Origin of the sequence: Enorma burkinafasonensis, assembly GCF_902150035.1 — a bacterium.
GTDB classification, from domain to species: domain Bacteria; phylum Actinomycetota; class Coriobacteriia; order Coriobacteriales; family Coriobacteriaceae; genus Enorma; species Enorma burkinafasonensis.
Genome location: NZ_LR597501.1, coordinates 62,369 through 87,044, shown reverse-complemented (window position 1 = coordinate 87,044; position 24,676 = coordinate 62,369). Strand labels below are relative to the sequence as shown.

General features: G+C 67.0%; 23 protein-coding genes and 3 tRNA genes. All 26 read left to right on the top strand.

All coding sequences use genetic code 11. From position 1 onward, the window contains the following. Positions 1–101 precede the first annotated feature (101 nt). The 26 genes from FS885_RS00440 (at position 102) to coaBC (ending at position 24,628) form a co-directional block, all read left to right on the top strand. Positions 102–1,805: a proline--tRNA ligase gene (locus FS885_RS00440; protein WP_144743212.1), complete on the top strand. Its 1,704-nt coding sequence runs from the start codon at positions 102–104 to the stop codon at positions 1,803–1,805. Positions 1,806–2,292: 487 nt separating this feature from the next. Next, positions 2,293–2,365 (top strand) — tRNA-Ala (locus FS885_RS00435). 49 nt (positions 2,366–2,414) lie between these two features. Continuing rightward, positions 2,415–2,490 (top strand) — tRNA-Ile (locus tag FS885_RS00430). A gap of 114 nt (positions 2,491–2,604) precedes the next feature. Then, positions 2,605–3,813, top strand: coding sequence for a helix-turn-helix domain-containing protein (locus FS885_RS00425; RefSeq protein WP_144742989.1), 1,209 nt, complete (start codon positions 2,605–2,607; stop codon positions 3,811–3,813). A 163-nt stretch (positions 3,814–3,976) separates the two neighbouring features. After that, positions 3,977–5,869, top strand: coding sequence for an Ig-like domain-containing protein (locus FS885_RS00420; protein ID WP_144742988.1), 1,893 nt, complete (start codon positions 3,977–3,979; stop codon positions 5,867–5,869). A gap of 93 nt (positions 5,870–5,962) precedes the next feature. Continuing rightward, on the top strand, positions 5,963–6,268 hold the full coding sequence (locus tag FS885_RS00415; RefSeq protein WP_144742987.1) for a helix-turn-helix domain-containing protein: 306 nt from the start codon (positions 5,963–5,965) through the stop codon (positions 6,266–6,268). Beyond that, positions 6,265–7,512 (top strand): type II toxin-antitoxin system HipA family toxin, encoded by a 1,248-nt coding sequence (locus tag FS885_RS00410; RefSeq protein WP_144742986.1) that lies wholly within the window; start codon positions 6,265–6,267, stop codon positions 7,510–7,512. Before FS885_RS00415 ends, FS885_RS00410 begins: the two co-directional genes overlap by 4 nt. Before the next feature lie 115 nt (positions 7,513–7,627). Beyond that, positions 7,628–7,702, top strand: a tRNA-Val gene (locus FS885_RS00405). Positions 7,703–7,798: 96 nt separating this feature from the next. After that, positions 7,799–9,826: an ABC-F family ATP-binding cassette domain-containing protein gene (locus tag FS885_RS00400; protein ID WP_144742985.1), complete on the top strand. Its 2,028-nt coding sequence runs from the start codon at positions 7,799–7,801 to the stop codon at positions 9,824–9,826. Further along, entirely contained in the window at positions 9,819–10,115 is a 297-nt protein-coding gene (locus FS885_RS00395; RefSeq protein ID WP_144742984.1) for a hypothetical protein, read from the top strand. The genes FS885_RS00400 and FS885_RS00395 overlap by 8 nt, the downstream gene beginning before the upstream one ends. Before the next feature lie 8 nt (positions 10,116–10,123). Continuing rightward, positions 10,124–10,795 (top strand): site-2 protease family protein, encoded by a 672-nt coding sequence (locus tag FS885_RS00390; RefSeq protein WP_144742983.1) that lies wholly within the window; start codon positions 10,124–10,126, stop codon positions 10,793–10,795. Positions 10,796–10,866: 71 nt separating this feature from the next. After that, the gene (locus FS885_RS00385; RefSeq protein ID WP_144742982.1) at positions 10,867–11,676 is read left to right on the top strand and encodes a segregation and condensation protein A; all 810 of its coding nucleotides are present in this window, start codon (positions 10,867–10,869) and stop codon (positions 11,674–11,676) included. Positions 11,677–11,722: 46 nt separating this feature from the next. Next, a complete protein-coding gene (scpB, locus tag FS885_RS00380) occupies positions 11,723–12,433 on the top strand; it encodes an SMC-Scp complex subunit ScpB (RefSeq protein WP_144742981.1) in 711 nt (236 codons plus the stop codon). Next, on the top strand, positions 12,426–13,295 hold the full coding sequence (locus FS885_RS00375) for a pseudouridine synthase (protein WP_246060660.1): 870 nt from the start codon (positions 12,426–12,428) through the stop codon (positions 13,293–13,295). The genes scpB and FS885_RS00375 overlap by 8 nt, the downstream gene beginning before the upstream one ends. After that, positions 13,292–13,978 (top strand): (d)CMP kinase, encoded by a 687-nt coding sequence (cmk, locus tag FS885_RS00370; RefSeq protein WP_144742979.1) that lies wholly within the window; start codon positions 13,292–13,294, stop codon positions 13,976–13,978. Before FS885_RS00375 ends, cmk begins: the two co-directional genes overlap by 4 nt. Further along, positions 13,975–14,700 carry a lysophospholipid acyltransferase family protein gene (locus FS885_RS00365; RefSeq protein ID WP_144742978.1) on the top strand — a complete coding sequence of 242 codons (726 nt, stop codon included), beginning with the start codon at positions 13,975–13,977 and terminating at the stop codon, positions 14,698–14,700. Before cmk ends, FS885_RS00365 begins: the two co-directional genes overlap by 4 nt. 4 nt (positions 14,701–14,704) lie before the next feature. Next, positions 14,705–15,550, top strand: a complete 846-nt coding sequence (gene ispH / locus FS885_RS00360; protein ID WP_144742977.1) for a 4-hydroxy-3-methylbut-2-enyl diphosphate reductase — start codon at positions 14,705–14,707, stop codon at positions 15,548–15,550. Then, entirely contained in the window at positions 15,547–16,962 is a 1,416-nt protein-coding gene (locus FS885_RS00355; protein ID WP_144742976.1) for a DUF512 domain-containing protein, read from the top strand. Before ispH ends, FS885_RS00355 begins: the two co-directional genes overlap by 4 nt. A gap of 22 nt (positions 16,963–16,984) precedes the next feature. Next, entirely contained in the window at positions 16,985–18,319 is a 1,335-nt protein-coding gene (der, locus tag FS885_RS00350) for a ribosome biogenesis GTPase Der (RefSeq protein WP_144742975.1), read from the top strand. Between the two features lies 1 nt (position 18,320). Then, positions 18,321–18,983 (top strand): glycerol-3-phosphate 1-O-acyltransferase PlsY, encoded by a 663-nt coding sequence (plsY, locus tag FS885_RS00345; protein WP_144742974.1) that lies wholly within the window; start codon positions 18,321–18,323, stop codon positions 18,981–18,983. Further along, complete coding sequence (locus FS885_RS00340; RefSeq protein WP_144742973.1) at positions 18,984–20,000, top strand: NAD(P)H-dependent glycerol-3-phosphate dehydrogenase; 1,017 nt, start codon at positions 18,984–18,986, stop codon at positions 19,998–20,000. It begins immediately after the preceding gene. Between the two features lie 14 nt (positions 20,001–20,014). Continuing rightward, complete coding sequence (gene rpe, locus FS885_RS00335; protein WP_144742972.1) at positions 20,015–20,698, top strand: ribulose-phosphate 3-epimerase; 684 nt, start codon at positions 20,015–20,017, stop codon at positions 20,696–20,698. Next, positions 20,695–21,876: a cysteine desulfurase family protein gene (locus tag FS885_RS00330; protein ID WP_144742971.1), complete on the top strand. Its 1,182-nt coding sequence runs from the start codon at positions 20,695–20,697 to the stop codon at positions 21,874–21,876. Before rpe ends, FS885_RS00330 begins: the two co-directional genes overlap by 4 nt. Beyond that, complete coding sequence (locus tag FS885_RS00325) at positions 21,873–22,676, top strand: Nif3-like dinuclear metal center hexameric protein (RefSeq protein ID WP_144742970.1); 804 nt, start codon at positions 21,873–21,875, stop codon at positions 22,674–22,676. Before FS885_RS00330 ends, FS885_RS00325 begins: the two co-directional genes overlap by 4 nt. Next, positions 22,677–23,387, top strand: coding sequence for a zinc ribbon domain-containing protein (locus FS885_RS00320; RefSeq protein ID WP_144742969.1), 711 nt, complete (start codon positions 22,677–22,679; stop codon positions 23,385–23,387). A 2-nt stretch (positions 23,388–23,389) separates the two neighbouring features. After that, positions 23,390–24,628: a bifunctional phosphopantothenoylcysteine decarboxylase/phosphopantothenate--cysteine ligase CoaBC gene (gene coaBC, locus FS885_RS00315; RefSeq protein ID WP_144742968.1), complete on the top strand. Its 1,239-nt coding sequence runs from the start codon at positions 23,390–23,392 to the stop codon at positions 24,626–24,628. The last annotated feature ends 48 nt before the right edge of the window (positions 24,629–24,676 follow it).

Here is a 24,676-nt window from a genome sequence, read left to right as displayed (position 1 = left end):
CCGCCTGCGGTATCATGCTGTCCCGTGAGCACATCTGCGCATACCGCGCCTTTCGAACCGATCAACAAGGAGGAACACCCGTGGCAAAGCATGCACACGTCATGAAGATGTCCAGGCTCTACGCCCCCACGCTCAAGGAGGAGCCGGCCGAGGCCGAGCTCGCGAGCCACAAGCTCATGCTCCGCGCCGGCCTCATCCGCAAGGTGGCCGCCGGCCTCTACAGCTACCTGCCGCTCGCGTGGCGCTCGATCAGGAAGATCGAGGACATCTGCCGCGAGGAGATGGACGCCATCGGCGCCCAGGAGATGCTCGCGCCCATCCTCACGCCCGCCGAGCTCTGGGAGGAGTCCGACCGCATCGGCGCCTACGGCCCCGAGCTCATGCGCATGCAGGACCGCCACGACCGCACGTTCTGCCTGGGCCCCACGCACGAGGAGACCTTCACCGACCTCGTGCGCAACGAGCTTCGGAGCTACAAGGAGCTGCCCGTCACGCTCTACCAGATCCAGGACAAGTTCCGCGACGAGCTGCGCCCGCGCTTCGGCCTCATGCGCGGTCGCGAGTTCATCATGAAGGACGCCTACAGCTTCTCGGCCACGCAGGAGTCGCTGCAGGAGGTCTACGAGGACATGAAGGGCGCCTACGCGCGCTACTGCGAGCGCTGCGGACTCAAGGCGCTGCCCGTGGCGGCCGACTCGGGCGAGATCGGCGGCGACTCCTCGATCGAGTACATGGCGCTCGCCGACGCCGGCGAGGCGTCGCTCGTGTGGTGCGACTGCGGGTTCGCGGCTGACGACGAGGCCGCCTCGACCACGGTCGCCGTCAGCGAGGGGCCGGGTGACGGTACCCTCCAGAAGGTCGAGACGCCGGGCCTCGGCACCATCGAGGCCGTGGCCGCGTTCTTCGGCTTCCCCGAGAACGGCACGCGCAAGTCGCTCGCCTTGATTGACGGCGAGGGCAACCCCGTCGTGGCGATCGTTCCCGGCGACCACGAGCTCAACGAGATCAAGGCCGCCAAGCTCTTCGGCGACTACCACCTCATGACCGACGAGGAGCTCGAGCAGCACGGCCTCTTCAAGGGCTTCATCGGGCCCGTGAACCTGCCCGAGGGCATCCGGCTCGTGTGCGACGTGTCGCTTCAGGCCTCGAAGTCGTGGACCTGCGGCGCCAACGAGGTCGACTACCACTTCACGGGCGCCTGCCCCGGCCGCGACTTCACGGTCGACGCCTGGGAGGACCTCGTCACGGTGCGCGAGGGAGACCCCTGCCCGCACTGCGGCGAGCCGCTCAAGGGCGGTCGCGGCATCGAGTGCGGCCAGGTGTTCCAGATCGGCACCGAGAAGTACGCCGCCAAGATGGGCGCCACCTTCGCGGACGAGAACGGTCGCGAGCAGCCCTTCTACATGGGGTGCTACGGCATCGGCATCTCGCGCACGCTCGCCGCGGTCGTGGAGCAGCACCACGACGAGCAGGGCATCATCTGGCCCGTCTCGGTCGCGCCCTACGAGGTCGCCGTCATCGCGCTTGACAAGAAAGGCGACGCCTTCGACGCCGCCGAGCGCCTCGCCGAGGAGCTTGCCGAAAACGGCGTCGAGGTCGTCTTCGACGACCGCGCCGAGCGCCCGGGTGTGAAGTTCGCCGACAACGACCTCATCGGCTTCCCGTACCAGGTCATCGTCGGCAAGCGCGGCCTTGCCAACGGCACGGTCGAGGTCAAGGACCGCGCCACGGCCGAGCGCGCGGACGTGCCCGCAGACGAGGTCGTCGCCTACGTCGCCTCCCGTATCGAGGCTGCCCGCGCGTAACCCTGACGCGCACAGCCACCCAACCGCGAGCGCGCGCCGGAGCCCTCAGGGTCCGGCGCGCTTTCTTGTGTAGGCACGCGCCCTGTAGCCCCCGAACGCATCCTGCGTATGCAACCTCGATCCTGTTGGAGCTATTTGCACATCTCGGTGGCCGATAGATGTGCATATGGCTCCAACAGGATGTAAAAGCCATACACAGGATGCTCTCCAGGGGGTCCGCACCGGGGAGGGTATTCGTGGCGGCCCTAGAGGCAGAGACGCTGATCTGTCACTAGTATTTCGTTGGGTCGATATGAGGTCGGCAGACTGCGGAAATTCGATAACCGCTTGAGATTTATTCGAGTCTAGAGAGATATCACATGATAATCCCTGTTAGAACGTATGATAGAGAAAGCCGGGGTCTCTATGTTGCGCACAATTCCAAAAAAGTTGGGATTTCCGCTTGCAATGACCGGACAGTTCCCGTATATTATTTCCCGCACCGCTTGGGGGCGTAGCTCAGCTGGGAGAGCGCTTGACTGGCAGTCAAGAGGTCAGGGGTTCGATCCCCCTCGTCTCCACCCAAGTGAACAGCCGCCCTCCGAGCAATCGGAGGGCGTTTTGCTATACGGGCTCTTGGCGCAACGGTTAGCGCAGGGGACTCATAATCCCTGGGTTGAGGGTTCGAATCCCCCAGGGCCCACCAAGTATTTCAAGGCCAGACTCGATGCCTGGCCTTTTTCTGTTCGTTTTGACGAACCGTTCGTTCTGCTATGCTGCTTCCAAGCACAGGGCATCTAATTGCACGGAAGGGGAGCGCATGCGCTACATCACGGCAGAGGAGGCGGCGCGTCGCTGGGGCGTGACGACGCGCCTCGTGCAGCGCTACTGCAAGCAGGGGCGCATCGCGGGTGCCGAGAAGCTCGGCGGCAGCTGGCGCATCCCCGAGGGCACGGTCAAGCCCGACGACCCGCGCAGGGGAGAGCGTACTTCCACGCCGCAGGTACCAACCCCACGTCCCACATCCTCCTTCCAGAACCTCATGCCGCTTATGGGTACTGCCTATACTCCGGGAACTGCGAAGGCATTTGTTGCCTCACTCGCGAACGGTACGCGCGCGTCCGTCGCGCAGGCCGAGCTCGCCTACTTCTCCGGCGACGCGGAGCGTGCGCGCGACCTTGCCGCCCCGCTCCTCAAGAGTGCCGACGCCGAGGCGCGCCTCTCCGCCTGCTTCATCTGCGCGTTCTCGAACCTCACCCTCGGCCGCATCAACGATGCCCGCTTCGCGCTCGACGGCGCCCTCGGCAACCTGAATTCCGAAATGGGGGGGGGTACGCCTCCTGAGGTAACGGCCATGGCGGCCTTCATCGGCAACGCCGCGAGCGCCCTGTTGCATCTGCCTGCACCTAAGCCCGCACAACCCGCACCCGACCTGCTCCCGCTCTTGCCGCCCGGCCTTAGGCTCTTCGCCTGTTACGTCAAGGCGCACCGCCTATACCTCGAGGGCGCCTACGAGCAGAGCTACGGCATCGTGCTGGGCGCCTTTGCCATGGCAGATACGCTCTATCCCATACCGGCCATCTACCTGCACCTCGCGGCCGTCATGAGCCTCATGGCGCTTCGCCGCACCGACGAGGCGCGCCAGCACGTCCTCGCCGCCTGGGACATCGCGCGCCCGGACGGCCTCATCCAGCCCTTTGGCGAGCATCACGGCCTTCTTGGTGGCATGCTCGAAGCCGCGATCAAACCCGCGTGGCCGGACGACTTCAAGCGCATGATCGACATCACGTACCGCTTCAGCGCCGGCTGGCGGCGCGTCCACAACCCCTCGACGGCCGACGACGTGGCGGACAACCTCACCACCACCGAGTTCGCGGTCTGCATGCTCGCTTCGCGCAACTGGTCGAACGCCGAGATTGCCGAGCATATGGGCTTTTCGGTGAATCGTGTGAAGGAGTGCCTGTCCAACGCGTTCCGTAAGCTCGGGGTATCGAGCCGCAAGGATCTGGCGCAATTCATGTTGGCGTAGGCAGGCTTTCGGGCGCTTTAGCAAGTTTTGCGAGGCAATTTGTGTCCGCTGCGTCTCCGCTCTCCCCATATTGCCCCGCTTGTCGGGTAGGGGAAGAGGGCGCGTCCTCCTCAACAATGGGTTCAAGACCTGTTGCGTCAACTGCGTACACGCTGGGTGGAGGATGAAGATGCTGAAAAGAACGATTGCGACCGTGTTCGTTGCGGCACTGCTCTGTTTAGTTGCGCTCCCCGCCACGGCGCTGGCGGTAGCGGAATATGCCCCTACAACACTGTATGTGGGCAATTACCAGATTACAATCGGTAATGCGACAACCTACTTAAAAGCAGGTTCAACACAAGGTAGTCTGGTAGATGGCAGTGAAAACGATTGGACTGTCAAATACGACCCCAGCACCGCAACCCTGACCTTAAATGGGGCGACGATCACGGGAAACGACAGTATTTCATCAGTTCCTTATGGCGCCGGGATCTATGCTCAGTGCAACAGCGGTCAACCAGTTACCCTGACCATCGAACTGATTGGCGAAAATACCATCACAGGCAACTTTGGAATCTATGTGAATGCTGAGATGTCAGCTAATAGCTACGGTACAGATGCCTCCCTAAATATCACTGGTAACGGCAGTCTCATAGTTACCGGCACAAATAGCCACGGCATATTTGTCAAAAGCGGAACAGGCAACGCCTCCCTGAACATCAAGAATGTCGCTGTCACAAGCAGCACCAATGTCAATTATGCCGCCGGCGTCTATGTGATGTCCAGCACGTACGCTACCAACTACCCGAATATCTCTCTTTCCGTCGACGGCGGCAGCCTGACCGCCAGCGGCACTGGAAACAGTGATGGGATACTGCTTTATGTGGGATCATCTCAAGCCACCGGTGCCACCACCAGCCTGACCGTCACCGATAATGCCATCGTGCGGGCGAAAAACGGAATCGAAGCTGAGCGTGTCGATAAACCTACACCATCAGGCGCTGGCATCGTTTTTGACGGAACGGAAGGCACTGTGTACGGCGAGGTGACCTTGCAGGAGGATTTGGAGATCGGCGAGGGCGAGAGCCTGACCATCGGGGACGGGGCAAGCCTGAACACGGGTAGCCATGAGGTAATTGTAAATGGCGGCACCCTCACCGGTGGAGATAAGATAACGGGTACAGTGAAATATGCCCCCACCATCACCACCGAAAGCCTGCCAAACGGCACGGTAAACGAAGAATACAGTCAGACCCTTGCGGCCGACGGCACCTCACCGATCACATGGAGCGTCACCAGCGGTTCTCTGCCTACGGGGTTGAGCCTGAACGGAAACACTATTACCGGTACCCCCATCACGGCGGGCACAAGCACCTTCACCGTGAAGGCTGAAAACAGCTGCGGCAGCGACAGCAGGAAATACACCCTGATCATCGACCCCAAGCAGACGGTCTCCGTCACCGGCGTGACGCTGAGCGCAACCAGCCTGACCCTGACGGAGAAGGAGACGACCACCCTCACCGCCACGGTGGAGCCAACCGACGCCACCAACCAGAAGGTGACGTGGAGCAGCAGCGCCCCCGGTGTCGCCACGGTGGACGCGAACGGCAACGTTACCGCCGAGGGCGCGGGCACCGCCACCATCACCGTCACCACGGAGGACGGTTACAAGACCGCGACCTGCACGGTGACGGTCGAGCACGACCCCGCCGGCGTCTGGTCGAGAGACGCGGGCGGCCACTGGCACGCGTGCGAGGCCTGCCACGACAAGCTCGATCACGCCGCGCACGCGCCCAAGGTCGAGGGTGCGCAGAGCGCGACCTGCACCGAGGACGGCTACACGGGCGACGCGGTCTGCTCCGTCTGCGGCTACGTGATCGCAAAGGGCAAGGCGATCCCCGCTACCGGTCATGATTTCGTCGACGGCGTCTGCACGCTCTGCGGCGAAGAAGAGCCTGCCAAGAACGAGGATTCCATCCCTGCCACGGGCGACGTGGCGCCTATGGCCTGCGCGCTGGCCGGGATCTTCGGCATAGCACTCGTCGCTGCTGGTCTCCGCAAGAGGACTTGCCGATAGAGCTATTCGTACAACACTTGATATGCCTAACGTCTGGAATATGCTACACTATCTAGAATAGTGTCTTAAATACCAGACGTTAGGCTATCGTTCATGAAGCGACCGATCCCCATACGCACCAAACTTGCCGCCAAACAGGTGGGGGAGAACCTTGCCACGTGGCGGAAGATGCACAAGCTCACCTCTGAACAGGTTGCTGCAAAAGCCGCCGTTTCCCGCAGCACGCTTTCGCGCATCGAGAACGGCGACCCCACGGTAAGCTTCGCCACCGTGCTGAACATCTGTCGCACACTCGGCATTCTCGACCGCGTGATCGAGGCGACCGACCCCTATGAGACCGAGATTGGGCGCATTCGTGCAGACCATGAGCTTCCCCAACGCGTAAGGAGGCAGGTGTGATCCCCTCAGTAGACGTCTATCTCTCCACGGGTGAAAACGGCCAGGATGCCCTCGTGGGGCGCGCCCGCTTCAATTTGAGGAAAGGGCGTGTGTCGACTTCGTTTATCTACGATGAGGCGTATCTTGACTCTAATGACGCATTTAGCATCGATCCTGGACTTCCTTTGCAGGCAAGCGCAAGCTATACGGACGGACTCCCTGGGGTATTTCGCGATTCCGCTCCCGATCGTTGGGGGAGGCACCTCATCTCTAGGAGACTTCGCTCGCAACGCGAGGAACGCGAAGCCGTTCGGACGTTGGATGACGTTGATTATCTCCTTGGCGTGCATGATGCCGCCCGTCAAGGCGCGCTCCGCTATGCTCAAACGGGGACGAGTCTTCGATTAGCCGCAGAGTCGGATGTTCCCCCGCGCATCGAGTTGCCGCGTCTTCTAGTGGCGAGTAATCGAATAGCTACTGAACTTGGTGACGTTGAAGATATCAAGACTCTGCTTGATGCGGGATCCGGCTCGCTTGGTGGAGCTCGTCCAAAGGCATCGGTGGTCGATGGCGCGCGGCTTCTGCTGGCCAAGTTCTCACATCCAGGCGATGAGGTACATACCATGCGTTGGGAGCATTTTGCCCTTTCCATGGCCGCCAAGGTTGGTTTGTCCGTTCCTGTGAGCCATCTTGTTTCCATTGGATCCGATGATGTATTGCTGCTTGAGCGCTTCGATCGCGCTGATAGCCTGCTCCAGGGGAGACGTCTGCCTTACATGAGCGCAATGACCTTGCTTCAAGCTCAAGATGGTGATTTCCGTGATTATGCTGAGCTCGCCGAAGCGCTTGTCGACGCGGTGAACGATGCCGAAGCTGCGCTATGCGACCTATTCACCCGTGTGGTTCTCTATGTTGCCCTGCACAATACCGATGACCACCTGCGCAACATCGGTTTCATACGATCCGGACAAGCTTGGAAGCTGTCTCCATGTTTCGACGTGAACCCGAACCTTGATCTTTCGGAACCGCGGGTTACGGGGATATATGGGGAGACAGCTGATGGAGAGATTGAAGGGCTTCGCGCTCTCGCTTCATTGTGCGGCATCTCGGATGGAGATGCGCGTCGCATCGTGAGCCGAGTCGTCACAGCGATGAGATCCTGGCAGCTGGTCGCAAGGAAGGCAGGGTGTCAGAAATCAGAGATTAGTTTGTTCGCCCCAGTCTTCGAAAACCGTTGTTCTGCGCTTGCGGCGGCGTTTTGCTAAACGCGCCGTGATCTATCTTGAAGGTTTACGAAGATGGCGGATTATCTCGAATCTAAAATTCAGGCTTGGCAGCGGGGGAGTGGCGTGGTACTATAGCGTTCGCTGAAAAGCACAAGGGCGTTTGGCTCAGGGGTAGAGCACTTCCTTCACACGGAAGGGGTCACAAGTTCAAATCTTGTAACGCCCACCAGTACATGAACGGGGCCGGGGAGCAATCGCCGGCCCTTTTTCTTATCGAACGGTCCACAGTGCGGTATGCGCTGCGCGTTGTGTGCGGGGTGAGCAGATGATCCTCAACGTAGACAAGATCGAGAAGAGCTTCGGTGCGCGCACGCTCTTTTCCGGCGCGTCCTTCCAGGTGAATCCAGGCGACCGATTCGCCCTCGTGGGACCCAACGGCGCCGGCAAGACCACGCTTCTGAAGATCATCATGGGGCTCGACACCGCCGACGGCGGCTCCATCACGTTCGCGAAGGACGTGAACGTGGGTTACCTCGAGCAGGAGACGAAGCTCGCGAGCGACGTGCCCGTGATCGACGAGGTCATGGCTGCCGCACACGAGATCCGCGAGCTCGGCGAGCGCGCGGAGGCCCTGCAGCTCAAGATCGCCGAGGCGGGGGAGACGGGCGAGATGCCGAGTGCGCTCCTCGATGAATACGGCCGCGTGCAGGACCGCTTCGAGGGGCTCGGCGGCTACGAGCTCGAGAGCAACGCCCGCCAGATCCTAGCTGGCCTGGGCTTTCCGGTGGAGGACTTCAACAAGCCCTGCGCCGAGTTCTCGGGCGGCTGGCAGATGCGCATCGCGCTCGCGAAGCTGTTCCTGCGCCACCCCGACCTGCTGCTTCTCGACGAGCCCACGAACCACCTCGACCTCGAAAGCGTCCAGTGGCTGCGCTCGTTTATCTCGAGCTATGAGGGAGCCGTGCTCATCGTCAGCCACGACCGTGCCTTCATGGATGCCTGCGTGGACCACGTGGCGGCGCTCGAGAACCGCCGCATCACGGTCTATACGGGCAACTACAGCTCGTATCTCAAGCAGCGCGAGGACAACCTCGAGCAGATGCGCGCCAAACGCGCCGCGCAGGAGCGCGAGATCGCGCACATGCAGGTCTTCGTCGACAAGTTCCGCTACAAGCCCACCAAGGCCGCGCAGGCGCAGGAGCGCATGCGCCGCATCGAGCAGATCAAGAGCGAGCTCGTGATCCTGCCTGAAGGCCACAAGCACGTGGACTTCAAGTTCCCCGACCCGCCGCGCTCAGGCGACATGGTGGTGAAGCTCGAGGGCGTGTCGAAGTCCTATGCGGACAAGCACGTCTACAGCGGCATCGACCTCACCCTCTACCGCGGCGACCACGTGGCGCTCGTGGGCCCCAACGGCGCGGGCAAGTCGACGCTCCTGAAGATGCTCGCCGGCATCGAAGCGCCGAGTTCGGGCACGCGCGACCTCGGGGTGAACGTGGGCGTGGCCTACTACGCGCAGCACCAGCTCGAAGGGCTTAAAGAGGCGAATACCGTCCTTCAGGAGATCGACTCCGTGGCGCCCACCTGGACGGTGCCCCAGCAGCGGAGCTTGCTCGGCGCGTTCCTGTTCTCAGGCGACGACGTCGACAAGCGGGTGGGCGTGCTCTCGGGCGGCGAGCGTGCGCGTCTGGCGCTCGCCAAGATGCTCGTGGCGCCCGAGGCGCTGCTCTGCCTCGACGAGCCCACGAATCATCTCGATATCGACTCGGTGGACATGCTCGAGAACGCGCTCAAGAACTTCCCTGGCACGCTCGTCCTCATCTCCCATGACGAGCACCTTGTGCGCGCCGTGGCGAACCGCGTGATCGATATCCGCGACGGCAAGATGACCGTCATCGACGGCGACTACGACTACTACCTCTTCAAACGCGAGGACCTGGCGCAGCGCGCCCTCGCGGCGGAGCAGGAGGCCAAGCCCGCCGCGCCCACGCCCGCGCCCGCCGAGGGCTCCCGCACGCTCAGGCGCCACCACGAGGGGGGAGAGGCGCCCGCGCGCGAGGGCAAGAAGACCAAGGAGCAGCGCCGGGCCGAGGCCGAGGCGCGCGCGGCCCTGAACAAGCGCCTCAAGTCGACCCGCGACCGCCTGAAGAAGGTCGAATCCGAGCTCGAGCGCAAGCGCGCCCGATATGATGAGCTCATGGAGCTCATGGCCTCCGAGGAGCTCTATGCCGACCAGGCGCGCTTCAACGAGGCGCTTGGGGAATATAACGGCCTGAAGCAGGCGCTTCCCGCGCTCGAGGACGAATGGCTCGAGCTTTCCGCCACGATCGAGGAGGAGACGGCACGTGGATAGTCGCAACGCAGCGGCGGTGACCCTCTCGGTTCTGTCCTGGGCCTTCAGGCTCGTCGCCATCGCGCTCAGCATCATCGTCATCGTGCTGTGCTTCTCGGGGCTCGTGGCCAAGCTCAACATCGTCGGGCTCGTGGTCGACCTGTCGCGCGCGCTGCCCGCGGCCATCGCGGGCTGGGGCGTCATCGCCTCGCCCTTCGGTGGCGTGTTCAGGTTCGACTTCGCCCTCGTCGCGCTTACGTGCTTCGTGCTCGACTACGTCTGCCAGCGCGTCTCGCGCATGGTCCGCTAGGGGGCGCCATGGACCGCATCATCTCGCTTCTCCTCTCCGCCGTCGCGGTGATCTTGGGTATCGTCGTGCACGAGAGCGCCCATGCGCTCGCTGCCTACGCGCTCGGCGACCCCACGGCGCGCTCGCGGGGGCGCTTCTCGCTGAACCCCCTGAACCACATCGACCCCTTCGGCACGGTGCTCCTGCCGCTTCTGCTCATGCTCGCCGGCGGACCGGTCTTCGCCTACGCCAAGCCGGTGCCGGTCTATCTGGGCAACCTCAAGCACCCCGAGCGCGACGAGGTGCTCGTGGCGCTCGCCGGCCCCGTCTCGAACGTGCTCCTCGCCGCGGTCTTCGCCGCCCTCTACGGGGCGCTGCGCGCCGCCGTCATCGCGGGCGCGCTCCCGCTCGAGGTCGCCTACGCGCTCTCGGGCTTCCTCATCACGGCGCTCGTGACCAACCTCTCCCTCGCCTTCTTCAACCTCATCCCCTTGCCGCCGCTCGACGGCTCGACCATCATCGTGCCCTTCCTCAAGGGCGAGGCGCTCCGCGCCTACCGGCGCATCCAGGCGTACGCGATGCCCATCCTCATCGTCGTGCTCTACCTGCTGCCGTCCTTCACGGGGATCAACCTCATAGGGGTCTATTTCGATTTCACCGTGTATCCGCTCGCCAACTGGATGCTCTCCTTCGTACTCTAGCGACCGATACGCTAAACTAAACCAGTTGGGGCGCCGACCGGCGCCAGGGCGAGCGCACGCAAGGGAGGGGCATGTCGTACCGGGTCACCACGCAGGTCTATTCCGGTCCGTTCGACCTGCTGCTCCAGCTGGTGTCGCGCCAGAAGGTCGATATCGGCGCCATCTCCATCTCGGAGGTCACCGAGCAGTACCTCGAGGAGGTGGAGCGCATCGAGGCGCTCGACCTCGACGTGGCGAGCGACTTCCTGCTCGTCGCGGCGACGCTCCTCGACATCAAGGCCGCATCGCTCGTGCCCGATGACGGGCACCGTGCCGCCGATGACGACGAGGACGCCGACGACGAGTTCGACGGGCTCGACGGCGACGCGCTCCGCGAGGTCCTCATCCAGCGGCTCATAGCCTACAAGCAGTTCAAGGGCGCCGCCGCGGCGCTCGGCGCCCGCATGGACGCGACGCGGCGCATGCACCCGCGCGTCGCGGGGCCGGACCCCGAGTTTCTGGGCCTCATGCCCGACTACCTTGCCGGCATCACGCTGCGCGGGCTCGCCGTGATCTGCGCCGACCTGGACAGCAGGCGCGAGACGTTCCTGCTCGAGGCGGAGCACGTGGCGCCCAAGCGCCTGCCGCTCGAGCTCACGGTGGCCTCGGTCGACCGCTTCACCATGGCGCGGGCGCATACCACCTTCCGCGAGCTCCTCGACGAGGGTGCCACGACCGAGCAGCTCGTCGCGACGTTCCTCGCCATCCTGGAGCTCGCCAAGCGCGGCTCGGTCAAGCTCGCCCAGGACGAGAACTTCGGCGAGATCACGATCGACCGCGTTGAGGGGGCTCCTGCCTACCATCCCGGCGATGCCCTCGCCATCGAGGAGGTCGAGCTGTGATGACCCCCGCTTTCGCATCCGTCGCCACGTGCAAGGGAGGCCCTCGATGAGGGACCTGGACAAGCTGAACCCGCTCTCGCCCAAGGCGGCGCTCGAGGCCCTGCTCCTCGTGTCGAGCGACCCGGTGAGCGCGAGCGCGCTGGCGCAGGCCATCGACATCACGCCCGGCGAGTGCGCCTCGCTTCTGGCCGAGCTCAAGGTCGAGTACGAGGAGGCCGAGCGCGGCTTCCAGCTGCGCGAGGTCGCCGGCGGCTGGCGCCTCTTCACGCATCCCGCCTACCACGACCAGGTCGAGGCCTTCGTGCTCTCGTGGGACACCCAGAAGCTCTCGCAGGCGGCGCTCGAGACGCTCGCCGTGATCGCCTACCACCAGCCGGTGACGCGCGAGGCCGTGAAGGGCATCCGCGGTGTCAACTCCGACGGCGTCATCTCGTCGCTCGTCGACAAGGGACTCGTCCGCGAGGTGGGCCGCGACGCCGAGCGCGGCCAGGCCATCCTCTACGGCACCACCAACGCCTTCCTGGAGAAGTTCGGCCTGCGCTCCACCCGCGACCTGCCCGACCTCGAGCAGTTCGCCCCCGACGAGCAGGCGCGCCAGTTCATACGCGAGCGCCTCTCGGGCAGGAGCATCCAGTCCACTCTCGAGGAGACCGAGCAGGACCTCGAGGAGGAGCGCGAGCTCATAGACGATGCCTACGACGAGGACGACGACCTCATGATCGTGGGCAACGCGACGGATGAGGAATTCGATGACTGACGCGAGCCGCGACATGGACGGGGGCGCGTGGCCGCACACCATGCGCCTGCAGCGCTTCCTGGCGCGCGCCGGCGTGGCGAGCCGCCGTGGCTCGGAGAGCCTCATGACGGCCGGGCGCGTGCGCGTGAACGGCGAGGTCGCACGCGAGCTGGGCTTCAAGGTCGATGTGAACCGCGACGTGGTGGAGGTCGACGGCGCGCGCGTGGCGTGGCCCGGCGAGGCCGCCTACCTCATGCTCAACAAGCCGGCGGGCTACCTCACCACGATGAGCGACCCGCACGGCCGGCCCACCGTCGCCGAGCTCGTGCCCACCGAGCGCTACCCGGGGCTCTTCCCGGTGGGGCGGCTCGACATGGACACGACGGGGCTTCTGCTCTTCACCACCGACGGCGACCTGGGGCAGGCGCTCCTGCACCCCTCGCGCCATATCGACAAGACCTACCTAGCGCTTGTGGACGGCACGGTGCGCGACGCCGAGCTCGAGCCGCTGCGCGCGGGCATCGTGCTCGACGACGGGCCGTGCCAGCCGGCGCGCTGCCGGATCCTCGACGCTCCGCCGCGCGGCTCCGTCTGCCCCTTCGGGTGCCGTCGCGGCGCGACTTTGGTCGAGGTGACCATCCACGAGGGCCGCAAGAACCAGGTGAAGCGCATGCTCGGCGCCATCCACCACCCGGTCCTCGCGCTGCACCGGCCCACCTTCGGGCCGCTTGCCCTTACGGGCGTCGGCGCCGGCTCATGGCGCGCGCTCACCGCAGCTGAGCTCGACGCCATGCGGCGCGCGGTCGGCGGCGACGGGGGAGCCGCCCGTACCGTGAGCCCCACCCGCTCTGACGACGCAATTCGGAAAGGAACGCGTTCATGATCATAGCCATCGACGGACCCGCCGGCTCCGGCAAGTCGACCATCGCCCGCGAGGTCGCGCGCCGCTTCGGCTTCCAGAAGCTCGACACGGGCGCAATGTATCGCGCCGTCGCCTTCACGGCCGGCGCGCGCCACGTCGACCTCGATGACGAGGAGGCGGTGAGCGAGCTCGCGCGCCATATCGTCATCACCTTCACGGCCGACGCCGACTGCGGCCAGCGCATCGCCGTCGACGGCGAGGACGTCACCCGCGAGATCCGCACGCCGGCGGTCGACGCGACCGTGTCGAAGGTCTCGGCCTACCCGGGCGTGCGCCGCGCGCTCCTCGCGCACCAGCGCACCGCGGCCGACGACCACGACGTCGTGGCCGAGGGCCGCGACATCGGCACCGTGGTGTTCCCCGCGGCCGAGGTCAAGGTCTTCCTCACCGCCGACCCGCGGGAGCGCGCCCGGCGCCGCGTGCTCCAGCGCCATGCGGGGGAGGACGTGGCGGCAAAGGACCTCGAGGACGAGGTCGCCCGCACGCTTAAGGCGCTCGAGCGCCGCGACGAGCTCGACTCCTCGCGCGACGTGGCGCCGCTCGCGGCTGCCCCAGACGCCGTCGTGATCGACAGCACCGCCTACACGATCGACGAGGTCGTGCAGAAGATCGCCCAGCTCATCGATGGGAGGCGCGCGCGATGAAGCTCTTTCGCTACGGCATCGAGGACTACTACGACAACGGCATGCGCGACTACCCGGTGGCGCTGCGCGTCTTCTACTATGTCGTGATCGCGATCCTCTACGCGTTCACCAAGCTCATGTGGCGCTGGAAGGTCGAGAACGCCGAGGCCCTCATCGCGCCCGGCAAGACCGGCACGGTCATCATCTGCAACCACACCTCGATGGCCGAGGTGGTGGCGCTCGTGCCGCACATCGTGCGCACAGGGCGACGCGTCCGGCCCATCATGAAGTCGGAGTTCAACAGGAACCCTATCGTGAAGTGGTTCTTCGGGCGCGTGGGCGGCATCCCCGTCGACCGCGGCACCGCCGACATGAAGGCGCTCCGCCGCGCCCAGCACGCGCTCCAGCGCGGCGAGGACGTGCTCATCTACCCCGAGGGCACGCGCATCCGCACGGACGACCAGCCGGTCGAGGTCCACGGCGGCTTCGCCCTCATCGCCCAGATGGCCAAGGCGGATATCGCCCCCATGGCCGTGTGCGGCTTCCGCGACATCACGCCCGCCGGCAAGCACCTCATGCGGCCCATGAAGACGTGGATGCGGGTGGGGGAGCGGCTCTCGCTCGCCGATGCGCCCGAGGGCCTCTCGCGCCGCGACCGCATGCAGTGGTTCGAGGACGAGGCCATCCGCCGCATGTACGCCGTCCGCGACGAGCTGCGCGCCGAGCACCCGGGCAGAAGGTGATCGCATGTCCATGAAGGTCGTCGTCGCCGAGCACGCTGGCGCCTGCTACGGCGTGGAGCGCGCGCTCAAGCTGGCCGCCGCCACCGCCGAGGGGGCACAGGGCCCGGTGCACACGCTGGGGCCGCTCATCCACAACCCGCTCGTGGTCGACGAGCTCGCCGGCGCGAGCGTGGGCCTCGCCGAGCGGCTGGAGGATGTACAGGAGGGCACGCTCATCGTGCGCACGCACGGCGTCGTGCCCCAGGTGATCGAGGGCGCCCGCGCGCGCGGCCTCGAGGTCGTCGACGCCACCTGCCCGTACGTGAAGAAGGTCCATCACGCGGCCGCCCGCCTCATCGAGGAGGGCTATCAGCTCATCGTCGTGGGCGAGGCCGGTCACCCCGAGGTCGAGGGCATCCTGGGCCACGCGGGCGGCGAGGCCTGGGTCGTGGGCGACGCTTCCGACCTCGACGGCATCGAGCTCGCCAAGCGCGTGGGCGTCGTGGTGCAGACCACCCAGACCGCCGACCGTCTGGCCGCGGTCGTGTCCGCGCTCTCCCGCCGCGTGCAGGAGCTCAAGCTCGTGAACACCATCTGCGAGGCCACGAGCGAGCGGCAGCGCGCTGCTGCCGAGCTCGCCGAGCGCGCGGGCTGCATGCTCGTCATCGGCGGCAAGAACTCCGGCAACACCCGCCGTCTGGCCGAGATCTGCCGCGCCCGCTGCGCGAACACCCACCACATCGAGGACGCGGCGGAGCTCGACGCCGCCTGGTTCGACGGCGTGGGCCTCTGCGGGATCACGGCGGGCGCCTCCACGCCCCAGAGCCATATCGAGCGCGCGCTCGCGCGCATCGGGGAGCTCAGGCCATGAGCGCGGCTGCTCCACAAGCGCCCTACGCGCAGGGTCGCGCCGACTACGCGCCCACGCGCGCGCCCGAGGACGCGGGAGGGGCGCTCGTCACCGCGGTGCGCGAGGGCTCCCCGGCCTATGACGCGGGAATCGAGCCGGGCATGCGCATCGCGCGCGTGAACGGCGAGCCCCTCGCCGACATGGTGACCTGGCTCTGGGAGGCCTCGGACGATGAGGTGGAGCTCGAGGTGCATGACCCCACAGACGGCGCCTGCGAGAGCTGCACGCTCGAGCGCCTGCCGGGCGAGGACTGGGGCCTCACCTTCGAGGGCGCCGTCTTCGACGGCATGCGCACCTGCGTGAACGCCTGCACGTTCTGCTTCATGCACATGCTGCCGCCTCGCATGCGCCGTACGCTCTACATCCGCGACGACGACTACCGCCTGAGCTTTCTGCAGGGCAACTTCGTGACCCTCACCAACCTCTCGGACGCCGAGGTCGAGCGCATCGTCACGTGCCGGCTGAGTCCCATGAACGTGTCGCTCCACGCCGTCACGCCCGAGGTGCGCCGCCGCCTCATGGGGCGCAACGCCGCGCGGGGCATGGAGGTCCTTGAGCGCCTGATCGATGAGGGGATCGAGATCCACGCGCAGATCGTGCTCCTGCCCGGCGAGAACGACGGCGCCGAGCTCGACCGCACCCTCGCCTGGTGCGCCGAGCGCCCCGCGGTGACGAGCCTCGGGATCGTGCCGCTCGGCTACACGCGGTTCCAGAAGCGCTTCGCCTCGTCGTTCTCGGACGACCCCGCGGCGGCACGCGCCGTCATCGAGCAGGTGCGGCCCTTCCAGGAGCGCATGCGCTTGGAGCGGGGGAGGACCGTCATCCAGCTCGGCGACGAGTTCTACCTCGATGCGGGCGTCGAGGTGCCGACAGCTGAGCTCTACGACGGCTACCCGCAGTACTACGACGGCATCGGCATGGTGCGGAGCTACCTCGACGAGACGGATGCGCTCGTCGCCGGGGACGCCGTGCGGCTGCAGGGCCTCTCCCGCGCGCTCGCGGCCCGGAAGCTCAGCCTGCTCGTCGTCACGGGTGCGGCAGCCCGCGCGACCGTCGCGCGCCTCATCGAGCTCGCGGGCCTTCCCGGCCGCGCCGAGGCCATCGAGAACCGCTACTTCGGCGGCAACGTCGACGTGACCGGCCTCATCTGCGGATGCGACCTTCTGGAGCAGCTCCCGGAGGACCTCTCCGGGGTTATGCTCTTTGTGCCGGACGTCATGTTCAACGCCGACGGCCTCACGCTCGACGGTTATCATCAAGATGAGCTTCTGGCCGAGCTTAGCCGCAGGGGTGCGCAGGCGTGGGTCGCCCCCACGACGCCGCGCGAGCTCGCGGACGCCATCGAGCGCGGTCTGGCCGCCACAACCGTATAGCCCATCTGCTCAAGGAGCCTCTATGAAACCCATCGTAGCCGTCGTAGGCAGGCCGAACGTCGGCAAGTCGACGCTTGTGAACCGCCTCGCGCGCACCCAGGACGCCATCGTGCACGAGAGCCGCGGCGTCACGCGCGACCGCTCGTACCATGACGCGGACTGGAACGGCCGCGACTTCATCCTCGTCGACACGGGCGGCATCGAGCCGCTCAAGAGCGAGGACGTCTTCTCCGCCTCGATCCGCGACCAGGCGCTCGCCGCCGCCGAGGAGGCGGACGTCGTGCTCTTCGTCGTGGACGGGTCGGTTGGCGTCACCGAGGAGGACGAGTCGGTCGCGCGCATGCTCAAGCGCGTGAAGAAGCCCATCTTCCTGCTCGTGAACAAGCTCGACAACCCCGACCGCGAGGAGGAGCGCCTCTGGGAGTTCTACTCGCTCGGCATCGGCGACCCGCGGCCCATCTCGGCCCACCACGGGCACGGCACCGGGGACCTGCTCGACGAGGTCGTCGCCGCGCTGCCGCCCGAGCGCGAGGACGAGGAGCCGTTCCCCGATGCGCTCGGCGTGGCCATCATCGGGCGCCCCAACGCCGGCAAGTCGTCGCTCTTCAACAAGATCCTGGGCTCCGACCGCTCCATCGTCTCCGACGTGGCGGGCACCACGCGCGACGCCATCGACACCTACGTGGAGCGCGGCGGCAAGCGCTACCGGCTCGTGGACACCGCGGGCATCCGCAAGAAGAGCACCGTCTACGAGAACGTCGAGTACTACTCAATGGTCCGCGGTCTGCGCGCCATCGACCGCGCCGACGTGGCGCTGCTTGTGGTCGACGCGAGCATCGGCATGACCGAGCAGGACCAGAAGGTCGCGAACCTCGCCATCGAGCGCGGCTGCGCGCTCGTGATCCTGCTCAACAAGTGGGACCTGCTCGCCGACGACGAGCGGCGCGCCCAGGTCATGGAGACCGTCGACCGTCGCATGACGCTCGCGCCGTGGGCCCCGTACCTGCGCATCTCCGCGCTCACCGGCCGCTCGGTCGAGAAGATCTGGAGCCTCGTCGACAAGGCGGCCGCCGCCCGCTCCCAGAAGTTCACCACGTCGGCCCTGAACCGCTTCCTCACCGAGCTCCGCGAGTTCGGCCACACGGTCGTCGACGGCAAGCGGCGCCTGCGCATGCACTACGTGACCCAGACGGGGGTGAACCCGCCCACGTTCACCTTCTTCGTGAACCATCCCGACCTGGTGGACCCCACGTACCGCCGCTACATCGAGAACCGCATGCGCGAGAAGTTCGATTTCGCCGGCACGCCCATCCGCCTGAGGTTCCAGCGCAAGAACGACGGGAAGGCAGGGGAGTAGCATGGGACACGGCCTCGACACTGCCATCTACCTCGAGCTCGGGCTCATGCTCGTCTCGTACCTCATCTGCGGGATCCCCTTCGGCAAGATCCTCGCCAAGCGCTTCGCGCACAAGGACCTCCAGCAGGAGGGCTCGGGCAACATCGGCACCACCAACGCGCTGCGCGTCGCGGGCCCCAAGGTCGCGGCCATCACGCTCGCGTTCGACCTGCTCAAGGGCACGGTCTGCATGGTCGCGGCCAAGCAGGTGCTGCTTGGCGGCTCCTGGGACGCCGGGGTCCCCGTCGACCTCATGGTCGCCCTCGTGGCGCTCGCGTGCCTCTACGGCCACATCTTCTCGCCCTACCTGCACTTCCACGGTGGCAAGGGCATCGCCACGGGCGTGGGCATCCTCTTCGGCTTCTTCTGGCCGCTCGCCATCGTGCACCTCGCCATCTTCATCGTGCTCGTGGCCATCACGCGCTACGTCTCGGTGGGCTCCATCGTCACCGCGGCCGTCGTGCCGGTGACGGTGTTCGTCGCGTTCCCGCATCTCGCGCCCGCGGCCATCGCCGTGTGGGCGCTGCTCGGCTGGTCGGTGGTCTGGGCGCACCGCGCCAACATCGGCCGGCTGCGCGCGGGCACGGAGTCCAAGCTCTCGTTCGGGTCCAAGAAGGAGGCCTAGATGAAGGTCACGGTCATCGGTGCCGGGTCGTGGGGTACCGCCATATCCGGTGTGGCCGCCGCCAAGGCGGACGAGGTGGTGCTCTGGTCGCATGACGCGCCGGTGCCCGACGGCATCAACCGCGAGCACCGAAACCCGCTCTACCTCACCTACTACACGCTGCCCGAGAACGTCACCTGCACCGGCGACTTCGCCGCAGCGCTCGCCGGCACGGACGGCATCATCGTCGTCGTGCCGTCCCCCTTCATCCGCTCGACGCTGCGGGCGGCCGCGTCCGAGGTGCCCGCGCACGTTCCCGTGCTCACGCTCACCAAGGGCATCGAGGCCGATACCGGCAAGCTCATGAGCGATGTGGTGATCGAGGAGCTGGGCGGGGAGGAGCGCGTCGCGGCGCTCTCGGGCCCCAACCACGCCGAGGAGATCTGCAAGGGCAGCCTCTCGGCCGCGGTCATCGCCGCCGCCGACCCGGCGGTCGCCGAGTTCTTCAAGGACCTGCTCATCTCGCCGAGCTTCCGCATCTACACCTCAGACGACATGTGCGGCATCGAGACCTGCGGCGCCGTGAAGAACGTCATCGCCATCGTCTGCGGCATCGCGGCGGGTGTTGGCTACGGCGACAACACGCTCGCGCTCATCATGACGCGCGGCCTGGCCGAGATCAGCCGCATCGTCTACGCGCGCGGCGGGCGGCCCATGACGTGCATGGGGCTCGCCGGTATGGGCGACCTCATCGCCACCTGCACCTCGCCGCACTCGCGCAACCGCACCTTCGGCCTGTCGTTCGCGCACGGCGAGAGCCTCGACGAGTACCAGGCGCGCACCCACATGATCGTCGAGGGCGCCGTCGCGGCCAGAAGCACCGCGCAGCTCGCCCGCTCGCTCGGGGTCGACGCGCCCATCACCTTCGCGCTCGAGGCGGCCCTCTACGGCGACGCCTCGATGGACGAGGCGCTCCACATGCTCATCGACCGGTTCCCCACCGAGGAGTTCTACGGCCTCGATATCGAGACCGCCTAGAGAAAGGTAGCCCCATGGCCCATGACGTGCGCATCGCACCCTCCATCCTCTCCGCGGACATGGCGCATCTCGCCCGCGACCTCGAGCGCATCGCCACCGCCGACCTCATCCACATCGACGTGATGGACGGCCACTTCACCGGCAACCTCACGTTCGGCGCCGGCGTGGTCGCCGCCTGCAAGCGTGTATGCGACGTGCCGCTCGACGTGCACATGATGGTCACGAACCCCGACGAGACCATCGACTGGTACCTCGATGCGGGCGCGGACGTCATCACCGTGCACGCCGAGGCCTCGACGCACCTCCACCGCACCGTCACGCACATCAAGGACCGCGGCGCCCAGGCGGGTGCGGTGCTCAACCCCGCGACCCCGGTCTCGGTCCTCGAGGACATCCTGCCCGAGCTCGACATGGTGCTCGTCATGAGCGTGAACCCGGGCTTCGGCGGGCAGTCGTTCATCGAGGGCACCTACGCGAAGCTCGAGCGCCTGACGGAGCTCTGCGCGCGCGTGGGCGCCCACCCGAGCATCGAGGTCGACGGCGGCATCTCCGCCAAGAACATCGAGCGCGTCGCCTCGCTCGGGGCCGACACCTTCGTGGCCGGCTCCGCGGTCTTCGGCGCGGACGACCCCGCGGCCGAGATCGCGCGCCTGCGCGAGCTCGCCTGCGCCGCCAAGAATCCCGGTGCCGACCGATGACGGCTGCCGCCCCGGTGCCCGTGAACCTCGATTACGCCGCCTCGACGCCGCTTCGTCCCGAGGCGCTCGGGGCCATGGCCGCCTACGACGCATCCGACATCGCCGGCGCGAACCCCAACTCGCTGCACTCGCTCGGTCGCCGCGCCGCGCGCGAACTCGAGGGGGCGCGTCGCGCGCTCGCGGCCTCGCTCGGTCGGCGCGTGCGCCCGCACGAGGTGGTGCTCACCGCCGGCGGGACCGAGGCTAACGTCCGCGCGCTTCTGGGCATCGCCGAGGGGGCGCGCCTGCGCGACCACGGGCGCTGCCGCGTGGTCGTGAGCGCCATCGAGCACGATTCGATCCTGGACAACGCGGCTGAGCTCAGGCGGCGCGGGTTCAGCGTCGATACCGTCAAGCCCGACCGCCAGGGCAAAGTCCTGCCCTCCGCGCTCGAGCCGCTGCTCGGTGACGACGTCGCACTCGTCTCCATCATGCTCGCCAATAACGAGACGGGGGTCGTGCAGCCCCTCCCCGAGCTAGCCCGCGTTGCGCATGCGGCCGGCGCCTGCTTCCATACCGACGCCATCCAGGGCTATCTGCACATCCCCTTCGACGTCGACGAGCTCGGCGTCGACGCGCTCTCGCTCGCCGGCCACAAGGTCGGCGGGCCCGTCGCCTCGAGCGCCCTCTACCTCAGGCAGGGCACGCCGTTTGCCGCCGTCTCGCACGGGGGCGGGCAGGAGGCTGGCCGCCGCCCCGGCACGCAGGACGTGCGCAGCGCCCTCGCGCAGGCCGCGGTCGCGCGCGCCTTGCATCCCGGGGTCGCGGGCGAGCGCGCGCGGCTCCAGGCGCTCGCAGACGGGCTCTACCGCGAGCTTCTCGCCTGCGGCCGCATCCATGCGACGATGGGGGACCCCGGCGCGGTCGAGCGCCTGCCGGGGATCGTCTCCGTCTACGTCGACGGGATGGAGTCCGAGGACCTCATTTTGAGGCTCGACAGCCGGGGGTTCTGCGTCTCGGCCGGCTCCGCCTGCTCGAGCGGCTCCACCAAGGCGAGCCACGTACTCACCGCCATGGGGCTCTCCGATGCCGAGGCGGGCGGGTCGCTGCGCATCTCCTTCGACGACCGCGTCGACGCAGGCGACCTCAAGCGCTTCGCGCGCGCACTGATCGAGCTCGTCGAGGGGAGGGAATCATGACGGTCCGCGAGCTTCTGGACGCGCTGCTCGCGCGCTTTCCTGCCGAGCATGCCGAGGACTGGGACCATGTGGGCCTTTCCGTGGGCGACCCCGCCGACGAGGTGCGGGGCGTGCTCGTCGCGCTCGACGTGACGCCCGCCTCGATCGAGGCCACGGCCCGCTCCGGCGCCAATGTGCTCGTCACGCACCATCCCGTCTACCTCAAGGCGCCAGGCGCCTTCGTGCCCGCGGCGGGCGAGCACCCCGTCGCCTCCGAGGCGGTCTTCAGCGCCGTTAGGCACGGCGTGAGCGTGATCTCCCTCCACACGAATCTCGACCGATCGCTTGAGGTACGCGAGGTCATGGCCCGCCTCACCGGCACCGTCGCCACGGGCTCGATCGAGTGCCCGGACGATGCCGAGGCCATCGGGTACGGCATGCTCTCCGCCCCGCTTGAGACCACCCTCGGCGAGCTTGCGGCGGCCTCCGCGCGGGCCTTCTCGACCGAGCCGCGCGTATGGGGCGAGCCCGGGATGCCCGTCCGCCGCCTCGCCGTGCTCGGCGGCTCGCTCGGGGGTTTCGGTGAGCAGGCGCGCGCCGCCGGCGCCGATGCCGTCATATGCGGCGAGGCGGGCTATCATGTCTGCCAGGACCTCGCGGGGCGCGACGTGGGCGTCGTGCTCCTGGGCCACGATGCCTCGGAGCGGCCCTTCTGCGGCGTGCTCGCCGACGCCGTGCGCGCGGCTGCGGGCCCCGCGACCGATGTGGAGATATTCGATCCGCCCCGTGCGTGGTGGACCGCTATGGAAGGAGTTCGCTGAATGGGCGAAGGACAGATGCTGCTCAAACTGCAGGAGACCGACCTTGAGCTCGTGCGCCACCGCTCCGAGCTCGCCGACCTGCCCGAGATCAAGGCGCTCGCGCAGAAGCGCAAGTCGCTCGCCGCGGCGAAGGAGGAGCTCCGCCGCGTGACGGGCCGCCGTAAGGACCTCGAGACCTACCTCGGCGAGCTCGACGAGGAGGAGTCGCTCTGCCTCAAGGACATCGAGGCGGCGCAGGAGCACGCCGCGTCCGCGAAGGACTACGCCGACGTGCAGGACCTCGAGTACGAGCTCTCGCAGCTCGCCAAGGAGCTCGACAAGATCGCCTTCGAGCGCAACGACTACCAGACCGAGCTCGCCCAGGTATCGGAGCGCGAGGCCAAGGGCACCTCGTTCATCGCGCGGCTCGAGAAGGCGATTCTCGCCGACGCGCAGGCCGCGCGCGACCACGCCGCGGGCATCCAAGCCGATATCGAGCGCTGCGAGGGCCTGCGCCAGAAGCTCATGGCCGAGCTGTCCCAAGATCTTAAGGAGCGCTACGAGCGCGCCTTCGAGCGCCACAAGGGCCTCGCGGTCGAGCGGCTCGCGGGCTCGATCCCCTCGATCTGCCGCATGACGCTCACCGAGTCCTCGATGAACGACCTCAAGGGCGCGGGCGCCATCACCGAGTGCCCCTACTGCCACCGCATCCTGATCCTCGAGGAGGACTGACGATGGGGGAGCCAACCGCGAGCCGCACGGCGCTCGTCTGCGTGACGGGCTGCATCGCGGCGTACAAGTCCTGCGAGCTCGTGCGGCTCCTCCAGAAGGCGGGGCTGCGCGTGAAGGTGCTCATGAGCGAGCACGCGACGCACTTCGTCGACCCGCTCACGTTCCGGGCGCTCACGCACGAGCCCGTGGCGGTGGGCCTCTTCGACGACCCGAGCGACCCCATCCACCACATCTCGCTCGCGCAGGAGGCCGATATCGTGCTCGTGGCGCCCGCGACGGCGAACGTCATCGCCAAGATGGCCCACGGCATCGCCGACGACCTGCTCTCGACGACGCTCCTCGCCACGACGGCGCCCATCCTCGTCGCGCCCGCGATGAACGTGAACATGTGGCGCGCGGCGGCCACCCAGGAGAACCTCGCCGTGCTCGTGCGCCGCGGCGTCGAGGTCGTCGCCCCCGGCGTGGGCTACCTCGCCTGCGGTGACGTCGCCGAGGGGCGCCTCGCGGACCCGGAGGACATCGCCGCCCGGGCGCTCGACGTGCTTGAGTCGACCGATGAGCTCACGGGCGAGCATATCGTCATCACGGCGGGTCCCACCCACGAGCCCATCGACAGCGTGCGCTACATCGCCAACCGCTCCTCAGGCAAGATGGGGTGCGCGCTCGCGCGTGCCGCCCGGCGCATGGGTGCCGAGGTCACGCTCGTGCTCGGCCCTGTTGAGGCGAGCGCTCCCGCCGGCATGGCCGTGGTGCGCGTCGAGACGGCGCGCGAGATGCACGACGCCGCGCTCGCCGCCTTCGAGGGCGCGACCATGGCCGTCTGCGCCGCCGCTGTCGCGGACTACACGCCGGCGCACCCCGCCGAGCGCAAGCTCAAGAAGGGCATCGATGTCCTCGATACGCTCGAGCTCACCCAGACCGCCGATATCCTCGCCGACCTCGCGGCCGCGAAGGGGGAGCGCGTCGTGGTGGGGTTCGCCGCCGAGACGGACGAGGCCGTGGCCTACGCGCAGGCGAAGCTCGCGCGCAAGGGATGCGACGCCATCGTGGCGAACGACGTCTCGCGCGCCGACTCGGGCTTCGGGAGCGACACGGACAAGGCCTGGTGGGTCACCGCCGGAGGCGTCGAGGAGCTGCCGCTGCTCACCAAGGGCGAGCTCGCCCGCGAGATCCTGCTGCGCGCGAAGGCCCTCCGCGGCCCCGTCACCGCGGCCGTGACAGCGGACGTCAGCTTTTTCTAGATTGGGCCTTGCGCAACGCGGAAGAGTTGAGTAAAGTATCTTTTGCTG

What these genes read in the sequence shown, in the direction of transcription:
- plsY (WP_144742974.1), top strand. Translation starts at nt 18,321, where the DNA reads ATGGGACACGGCCTCGACACTGCCATCTACCTCGAGCTCGGGCTCATG.
- FS885_RS00325 (WP_144742970.1), top strand. Translation starts at nt 21,873, where the DNA reads ATGACGGTCCGCGAGCTTCTGGACGCGCTGCTCGCGCGCTTTCCTGCC.
- FS885_RS00425 (WP_144742989.1), top strand. Translation starts at nt 2,605, where the DNA reads ATGCGCTACATCACGGCAGAGGAGGCGGCGCGTCGCTGGGGCGTGACG.
- FS885_RS00420 (WP_144742988.1), top strand. Translation starts at nt 3,977, where the DNA reads ATGAAGATGCTGAAAAGAACGATTGCGACCGTGTTCGTTGCGGCACTG.
- rpe (WP_144742972.1), top strand. Translation starts at nt 20,015, where the DNA reads ATGGCCCATGACGTGCGCATCGCACCCTCCATCCTCTCCGCGGACATG.
- FS885_RS00390 (WP_144742983.1), top strand. Translation starts at nt 10,124, where the DNA reads ATGGACCGCATCATCTCGCTTCTCCTCTCCGCCGTCGCGGTGATCTTG.
- FS885_RS00375 (WP_246060660.1), top strand. Translation starts at nt 12,426, where the DNA reads ATGACTGACGCGAGCCGCGACATGGACGGGGGCGCGTGGCCGCACACC.
- FS885_RS00320 (WP_144742969.1), top strand. Translation starts at nt 22,677, where the DNA reads ATGGGCGAAGGACAGATGCTGCTCAAACTGCAGGAGACCGACCTTGAG.
- FS885_RS00440 (WP_144743212.1), top strand. Translation starts at nt 102, where the DNA reads ATGAAGATGTCCAGGCTCTACGCCCCCACGCTCAAGGAGGAGCCGGCC.
- coaBC (WP_144742968.1), top strand. Translation starts at nt 23,390, where the DNA reads ATGGGGGAGCCAACCGCGAGCCGCACGGCGCTCGTCTGCGTGACGGGC.
- FS885_RS00365 (WP_144742978.1), top strand. Translation starts at nt 13,975, where the DNA reads ATGAAGCTCTTTCGCTACGGCATCGAGGACTACTACGACAACGGCATG.
- FS885_RS00400 (WP_144742985.1), top strand. Translation starts at nt 7,799, where the DNA reads ATGATCCTCAACGTAGACAAGATCGAGAAGAGCTTCGGTGCGCGCACG.
- FS885_RS00415 (WP_144742987.1), top strand. Translation starts at nt 5,963, where the DNA reads ATGAAGCGACCGATCCCCATACGCACCAAACTTGCCGCCAAACAGGTG.
- FS885_RS00385 (WP_144742982.1), top strand. Translation starts at nt 10,867, where the DNA reads ATGTCGTACCGGGTCACCACGCAGGTCTATTCCGGTCCGTTCGACCTG.
- der (WP_144742975.1), top strand. Translation starts at nt 16,985, where the DNA reads ATGAAACCCATCGTAGCCGTCGTAGGCAGGCCGAACGTCGGCAAGTCG.
- ispH (WP_144742977.1), top strand. Translation starts at nt 14,705, where the DNA reads ATGTCCATGAAGGTCGTCGTCGCCGAGCACGCTGGCGCCTGCTACGGC.
- FS885_RS00340 (WP_144742973.1), top strand. Translation starts at nt 18,984, where the DNA reads ATGAAGGTCACGGTCATCGGTGCCGGGTCGTGGGGTACCGCCATATCC.
- FS885_RS00355 (WP_144742976.1), top strand. Translation starts at nt 15,547, where the DNA reads ATGAGCGCGGCTGCTCCACAAGCGCCCTACGCGCAGGGTCGCGCCGAC.
- scpB (WP_144742981.1), top strand. Translation starts at nt 11,723, where the DNA reads ATGAGGGACCTGGACAAGCTGAACCCGCTCTCGCCCAAGGCGGCGCTC.
- cmk (WP_144742979.1), top strand. Translation starts at nt 13,292, where the DNA reads ATGATCATAGCCATCGACGGACCCGCCGGCTCCGGCAAGTCGACCATC.
- FS885_RS00330 (WP_144742971.1), top strand. Translation starts at nt 20,695, where the DNA reads ATGACGGCTGCCGCCCCGGTGCCCGTGAACCTCGATTACGCCGCCTCG.